Source organism: Pseudomonas schmalbachii, from assembly GCF_017589465.1.
GTDB lineage: Bacteria > Pseudomonadota > Gammaproteobacteria > Pseudomonadales > Pseudomonadaceae > Pseudomonas > Pseudomonas schmalbachii.
This window is the reverse complement of sequence record NZ_JAELYA010000015.1, coordinates 1-1,747: the sequence shown is the minus strand read 5'-3', so window position 1 is coordinate 1,747 and position 1,747 is coordinate 1. Positions and strand designations below refer to the sequence as shown.

At 53.4% G+C, this 1,747-nt stretch carries 1 rRNA gene; it reads right to left on the bottom strand.

Going from position 1 to position 1,747, the window contains the following annotated elements:
* Positions 1 to 19 precede the first annotated feature (19 nt).
* Positions 20 to 1,747: ribosomal RNA gene (locus JFY56_RS24110) — 23S ribosomal RNA — on the bottom strand; the annotation flags it as partial.

Sequence of the window (1,747 nt, the reverse complement as noted above, 5' to 3'; positions counted from 1 at the left end):
CAGATTGCTTGGGTGTTATATGGTCAAGCCTCACGGGCAATTAGTATCGGTTAGCTCAACGCCTCACAGCGCTTACACACCCGACCTATCAACGTCGTAGTCTTCGACGGCCCTTCAGGGGACTCAAGGTCCCAGTGAGATCTCATCTTGAGGCAAGTTTCCCGCTTAGATGCTTTCAGCGGTTATCTTTTCCGTACATAGCTACCCGGCAATGCCACTGGCGTGACAACCGGAACACCAGAGGTACGTCCACTCCGGTCCTCTCGTACTAGGAGCAGCCCCTCTCAAATCTCAAACGTCCACGGCAGATAGGGACCGAACTGTCTCACGACGTTCTAAACCCAGCTCGCGTACCACTTTAAATGGCGAACAGCCATACCCTTGGGACCGGCTTCAGCCCCAGGATGTGATGAGCCGACATCGAGGTGCCAAACACCGCCGTCGATATGAACTCTTGGGCGGTATCAGCCTGTTATCCCCGGAGTACCTTTTATCCGTTGAGCGATGGCCCTTCCATACAGAACCACCGGATCACTAAGACCTACTTTCGTACCTGCTCGACGTGTCTGTCTCGCAGTCAAGCGCGCTTTTGCCTTTATACTCTGCGACCGATTTCCGACCGGTCTGAGCGCACCTTCGTACTCCTCCGTTACTCTTTAGGAGGAGACCGCCCCAGTCAAACTGCCCACCATACACTGTCCTCGATCCGGATTACGGACCAGAGTTAGAACCTCAAGCATGCCAGGGTGGTATTTCAAGGATGGCTCCACGCGAACTGGCGTCCACGCTTCAAAGCCTCCCACCTATCCTACACAAGCAGGCTCAAAGTCCAGTGCAAAGCTACAGTAAAGGTTCACGGGGTCTTTCCGTCTAGCCGCGGATACACTGCATCTTCACAGCGATTTCAATTTCACTGAGTCTCGGGTGGAGACAGCGCCGCCATCGTTACGCCATTCGTGCAGGTCGGAACTTACCCGACAAGGAATTTCGCTACCTTAGGACCGTTATAGTTACGGCCGCCGTTTACCGGGGCTTCGATCAAGAGCTTCGCTTGCGCTAACCCCATCAATTAACCTTCCGGCACCGGGCAGGCGTCACACCCTATACGTCCACTTTCGTGTTTGCAGAGTGCTGTGTTTTTAATAAACAGTCGCAGCGGCCTGGTATCTTCGACCGGCATGGGCTTACGTAGTAAATACTTCACCCTCACCGGCGCACCTTCTCCCGAAGTTACGGTGCCATTTTGCCTAGTTCCTTCACCCGAGTTCTCTCAAGCGCCTTGGTATTCTCTACCCAACCACCTGTGTCGGTTTGGGGTACGGTTCCTAGTTACCTGAAGCTTAGAAGCTTTTCCTGGAAGCATGGCATCAACCACTTCGCTCTCTAAAAGAAAGCTCGTCATCAGCTCTCGGCCTTGAACACCCGGATTTGCCTAAGTGTTCGGCCTACCACCTTAAACTTGGACAACCAACGCCAAGCTGGCCTAGCCTTCTCCGTCCCTCCATCGCAGTAACTAGAAGTACAGGAATATTAACCTGTTTCCCATCGACTACGCTCTTCAGCCTCGCCTTAGGGACCGACTCACCCTGCGTCGATTAACGTTGCGCAGGAACCCTTGGTCTTTCGGCGTGGGAGTTTTTCACTCCCATTGTCGTTACTCATGTCAGCATTCGCACTTCTGATACCTCCAGCAAGCTTCTCAACTCACCTTCACAGGCTTACAGAACGCTCCTCTACCGCGCATCTT